The organism is Polaromonas sp., from assembly GCF_043778355.1.
GTDB lineage: Bacteria > Pseudomonadota > Gammaproteobacteria > Burkholderiales > Burkholderiaceae_C > Polaromonas.
The window spans coordinates 1-5,445 of the sequence record NZ_JAYWHI010000001.1 but is presented as its reverse complement, the minus strand read 5'-3'; the positions used below and the strand labels follow the sequence as shown (position 1 = coordinate 5,445).

Here is a 5,445-nt window from a genome sequence, read left to right as displayed (position 1 = left end):
AGTGGCACACCTACTGGAAGAATTCCGGCGATTCTGGCCTGCCTACCGTGTTGGAATGGAAGCTGCCCGCAGGCATTGACCCGGGCGAGATTGCCTGGCCCACGCCTAAAAAAATCCCGATTGGCACGCTGGCCAACTACGGTTATGAAAATACTGTGCTGCTGCCTGTGCCCCTGACGGTGGCAAAAGACTTCAGCGGCACGCAGTTGGACATCCAACTCAAAGCCGCCTGGCTGGTATGCAAGAAGGAGTGCATACCGCAAGAGGGCGACTTTACGTTGACGATTCCCGTCAAGAGCTCAACCGCTTTGCAAGGCAGCGTGTTTCAAGCGGCCTTTGATGCTGCCCCCAAGCCCCTGGCAACAGGTGCAAGCCAGATTGAAGTCAGTGGCAAAGCCATCAAGGTTGCATTGACCGGCTTGCCTGACCGTTTGACGGGCAAAACCCTCGCATTTTTCCCTGAAACAGGCAGTGTGATTGAACCTGCCGCCGACTGGACGCAAGCCTGGCAAGGCAAAACCTGGACGGCTCAAATCCCGCTGTCTGGCCAGCGCACTGAAAGCCCCGCCCTGATGCCCGTCGTGGTTGCTTTGGGCGATGCGTCTTACCGGATTGAAGCACCCGTCAAAGGCGAATGGCCCAAAGTAGCTGCTGCTGCGCAAATACCGCCTGCGCTTGAGGCCGCTCTCAAAGCCAACGCCACCAGCGGCGCGGCGCCGATTCAAGCGCCCGCTACATCGCTGACGTTTTGGGCGGCGCTGCTGGGTGCCTTGCTGGGCGGCATGATTTTGAACCTGATGCCCTGCGTGTTCCCGGTGCTGGCCATCAAGGTGGTGAGTTTCACGCAGGAAAAAAACCAGGCGGCACGGCTGGCCGGCGGCCTGGCCTACACCGCTGGCGTGTTGCTGTCCTTCATCGCGCTGGGCGCCGTACTGCTGGGCCTGCGCGCAGCCGGCGAGCAACTTGGCTGGGGCTTCCAGTTGCAAAGCCCAGCGGTGGTGGCGGCCCTGGCGGCCCTGTTCACACTGATCGGCCTCAATCTGGCGGGCTTGTTTGAATTTGGCAGCTTCCTGCCGAGCCGCGTGGCCAGCCTGCAGGCCAAAAATCCGATCGTCAATTCCTTTTTGACCGGCGTGTTGGCCACGGCGATTGCCTCGCCCTGCACCGCGCCGTTCATGGGCGCCTCGCTCGGTTTTGCGCTGGGCCTGCCCGCTTGGCAGGCGCTGGCAATATTTGCCGCCATCGGTCTGGGCATGGCCCTGCCCTACCTGGTGGCCAGCGCCGTGCCGGCCGTGGCGCGCGCCTTGCCGCGCCCCGGCCCCTGGATGGACACCTTCCGCCGCCTGATGGCCTTCCCGATGTTTGCCACCGTGGCCTGGCTGGTCTGGGTGCTGGGCCAGCAAAGCGGCATCGACGGCGCCGGCGCCTTGCTGGCACTGCTGGTTCTGATGGCGCTGGTGTTGTGGTCGCTGACATTGCGGGGCCGGGCGCGACTCGCCATTGCTACGTTTTCGATAGCGCTTGGTGCAGCCGGGGTATGGGCCATGGGCCAATATGTCACCAAGCCGCTGGACGCAGCCGGGCTCGCAGCTGCGCCCTCGGAACGCTGGCAAACCTGGGAGCCGGGCCGGGTCGAGCAACTCACGGCGCAGGGCCAGAGCGTGTTTGTGGACTTCACCGCCGCCTGGTGCGTGAGCTGCCAGTACAACAAGAAAACCACCCTGGCCAACAGCGCAGTGCTGGCCGATATAGACGCGAAAAAAGTCGTGCTGCTGCGCGCCGACTGGACGCGCCGTGACCCGGCGGTGACCGCAGCCCTGTCCCAGCTGGGCCGCAGTGGGGTGCCGGTGTACGTGATTTACAAGCCCGGCCGCGCGCCCGTGGTGCTGTCGGAAATTCTGTCTGTTGATGATGTCCGGGCCGAACTGGCCAAACTGTAATTTCTTTTTTCCAGGAGTTCATGCCATGTCGAACCGTTCTCGTGCCCACCCCATGAACCGCCGCGTTTTTTCTGGCGCGCTGCTCACCGCCCCGCTGGCGCTGTCGCTCGCCAGCCCCGCGATGGCGGCCGTCACCGTCGGTCAGGCCGCGCCGGATTTTTCAGCGACTGACACCACGGGCACAACCCGCAAGCTCAGCGACTACAAGGGCAAGCTGGTGGTGCTGGAGTGGACCAACCCCGGCTGCCCTTTTGTGCAGAAGCACTACAACGGCAACATGCAGGGCCTGCAAAAAGAGTTTGCCGCCAGGGGCGTGGTCTGGCTCGCGATCAACTCAACCGAGACCGGCCACGGTGACTACCTGGCGCCGGTCAAACTCGCCGGCTGGCTGGGCGAGAAGCAGGCCGCGCCGACCGCCACGCTGATGGACGAGTCAGGCAGAATCGGCCAGCTTTATGGCGCCAAGACCACACCGCACATGTACATCGTGAGCCCGCAGGGCCAGCTGATTTACGCCGGCGGCATCGACAGCATCGCCTCAGCCCGCGTGGACGACATCAAGACCGCCACCAACTATGTGCGCCAGGGGCTCAATGAAGCGCTGGGCGGCAAACCACTCAGCGTGGCCTCCAGCCGGGCCTATGGCTGCTCGATCAAATACAAAGCTTGAGGCATCGCGGAGCAGGTCCCTGTGGCTGATTCGCTTGCGCGGGCAGGCTTCTTCGGGATAATTGCCGCATGCCTTTTTTGAGTCGGCCTTTGCTGCCTTACCCCGCCTGTGCACTGGTTTTGTTGCTGGGCGGGTGTTCGACACAGGCGCCAGCGCCAGTCCTGCGCGGCGAGACACAGGTGGCGCCACTGACCTCCAGCGAGCTTGCGCAATCCGACCTGAACCGCATGGCCACCCTGGGCATGCGCGACAACCTGGACAGCCTGTACCGCTTGCTCGACAAGTTGTACCGGCGCAACCCGGCCGAGTGGCGCAAAACCGGCAGTGCCAGCCGCGAGGCGGCGGTGCAGCGCGTGCGCAGCGCCATCGAAAGCCGCGCCCCCTGGCCCGAACTGCAGGGCAAACGCGATATTGCCGCCTTGTCGCTGGCGCTCAGCCCCGAGTTCCGCGGCGACCGCGTCGCCGCCTTTGTGTATGCCAGCGCCGACATGCTGATCACCGCCCACGACGGCAAAACCACTTTTTACCTGATCGATGGCCTGGACGCGCAGCACATCTACAACGCTGCGCGCAATGTCGAGTCGGCGGTCTGGCTGCTGGCCACCCGGCGCAATGCGTCGGGCCAGCCACTGCTGCTGGCCGACGAGATGTCAGAGCGTGAGCGTAATCTGAGCTTTGAACGCGAATTCGGCAAGATCGTCGGCCGGCTGGATTTGTTGTCGGAAGTGCTGACCGAAAAATACCGCCGCGCCGTGATCACCTATGTGCAGAATCTGGCCGGCGCGTCCTTCCTGCAGTTCTTGCCGGTCAGGTAAGAGCCCCACGGTCGCTACTGCGTGTGGCCGCCGCGCCCAGAGTCGTGAAGATTTCGTAGCGAGCGGATCCAGGTGGCGCCGAGGAGCGGAGCCGTACAAACGTACGGTGAGCACCGCAGGCGCCAGATCGGCCTGCGCAGTAGAAAGATTCGCGGCTCTGAGACAATGAGGGCATGTTTGCACCCCTCCAAAACGACAACTTCCTGCGCGCCTGCCTGCGCCAGGCCACCGACTACACGCCTGTCTGGCTGATGCGTCAGGCCGGGCGTTATTTGCCCGAGTACCGCGCCAGCCGTGCCAAGGCCGGCAGCTTCATGGGGCTTGCGACCTCGCCCGACTACGCCACCGAAGTCACGCTGCAACCGCTGGAGCGTTACCCGCTGGACGCCGCCATCCTTTTTTCCGACATCCTGACCGTGCCCGATGCCATGGGGCTGGGCCTGTCGTTTGCGCTCGGTGAAGGCCCGCGTTTTGCGACACCGGTGCGCGACGAGGCGGCCGTGGCCAGGCTCGAAGTGCCGGACATGGAAAAGCTGCGTTACGTCTTCAACGCCGTCACCTCCATCCGCAAGGCACTGAACGGCCGGGTGCCTTTGATTGGCTTTTCAGGCAGCCCCTGGACCCTGGCCTGTTACATGGTCGAGGGTGCCGGCTCCGACGACTACCGCCTGGTCAAGACCATGCTGTACCAGCGCCCGGATCTGATGCACAAGATGCTGGCGATCAATGCCGATGCGGTCGCCGCCTACCTGAACGCCCAGATCGAGGCCGGTGCCCAGGCCGTGATGATTTTCGACAGCTGGGGCGGCGTGCTGGCCGACGCGGCCTTCCAGACCTTCAGCCTGGCCTACACCCAGCGCGTGCTGAGCCAGCTCAAGCGCAGCCATGAGGGCGTGATCATCCCGCGCCTGGTGTTCACCAAGGGCGGTGGCCTGTGGCTGGAACAGATGGCGCAGCTCGACTGTGAGGTGCTGGGCCTGGACTGGACCGTGAACCTCGCGCAGGCGCGTGCGCGGGTCGGTGCCCGCATGGCGCTGCAGGGCAACCTGGACCCGAACGTGCTGTTTGCCCCGCCGGCGCAGATTGAAAAAGAAGTGGCTGCCGTGCTGGACAGCTTCGGCCAGCCCCATGCGGACCTGACCAGCAGCGGCCCCACCCATATCTTCAACCTCGGACACGGCATCAGCCAGCACACCCCGCCAGACAGCGTGGAGGTGCTGGTGCGTGCAGTGCATGCACACTCCCGCAGGATGCGTACCGGAACGCCCCATTGAGCGCGGTTTTTGACGGCCTGATAACACAAAATCAGGCTTGGAAGGCAAGACTTATTCACAAAATTCGTGCTGCGGTGCCGCATGACACCGACTTCAAGCCTGGTTGCGCTATCAAACCCATAGCGCCGCTAAGTGATTGATTTATATAGCTTCTTTAAATTGCTTTTTTTCCGGGCAATTTAAGAAAAGCCTTGATTTACAAGGCCTGGACAGCGCCTATGGCAATCTATCAACAAAGTTATCCACAGAAACTCTGGATCACTCTCAAAGTAGTTTGAAATCAAGCACTTACGGCGTTTTCCCAAAATGTATCTCAGCACTTACGACTTTTTACGTCGCTCTTAAGCTTTCTCGCCCATGACTTACTGGCTCAGCATTGTGGTTGCGACGCCGGCCCACAGCAGTGTGGCCGGGGCGCTCACCTATGCCAGCGAGTGGCCACTCGCACCCGGCACGCTGACGCGTGTCCCTTTGGGAAAACGCGAGGTGCTGGGGGTGGTCTGGGAATCCTTGCCCGACAGCGGCGACTTGCCACCGGCGCAAGCCCGCGCCGTGCTGGGCGCGCTCGACGGCCTGGCGCCCTTGTCGGTCACCTGGCGCCGGCTGGTGGCATTTACCGCCAGTTATTACCAGCGCTCGATTGGCGAGGTGGCGCTGGCCGCGCTGCCGCCGCAACTGCGCGAACTCGGCACAGTACAGCTCGCGCGCCGGCTGAAGCGCCCGGTGGCGCCCGTACCGGACACGCC

General features: G+C 63.2%; 4 protein-coding genes and 1 pseudogene. All 5 read left to right on the top strand.

What is annotated here, in order from left to right; genetic code table 11:
• Positions 1–1,940, top strand: a 1,940-nt coding sequence (locus ACH2CW_RS00025; RefSeq protein WP_395054564.1) for a protein-disulfide reductase DsbD family protein, incomplete at its 5' end; no start/stop codon positions are given.
• A gap of 25 nt (positions 1,941–1,965) precedes the next feature.
• On the top strand, positions 1,966–2,610 hold the full coding sequence (locus ACH2CW_RS00020; protein WP_395054562.1) for a thioredoxin family protein: 645 nt from the start codon (positions 1,966–1,968) through the stop codon (positions 2,608–2,610).
• 68 nt (positions 2,611–2,678) lie between these two features.
• Positions 2,679–3,425 carry a hypothetical protein gene (locus ACH2CW_RS00015; protein ID WP_395054560.1) on the top strand — a complete coding sequence of 249 codons (747 nt, stop codon included), beginning with the start codon at positions 2,679–2,681 and terminating at the stop codon, positions 3,423–3,425.
• Between the two features lie 173 nt (positions 3,426–3,598).
• Entirely contained in the window at positions 3,599–4,699 is a 1,101-nt protein-coding gene (gene hemE / locus ACH2CW_RS00010; protein WP_395054558.1) for a uroporphyrinogen decarboxylase, read from the top strand.
• Positions 4,700–5,056: 357 nt separating this feature from the next.
• Positions 5,057–5,445, top strand: a pseudogene (locus tag ACH2CW_RS00005) (primosomal protein N'); the annotation flags it as partial.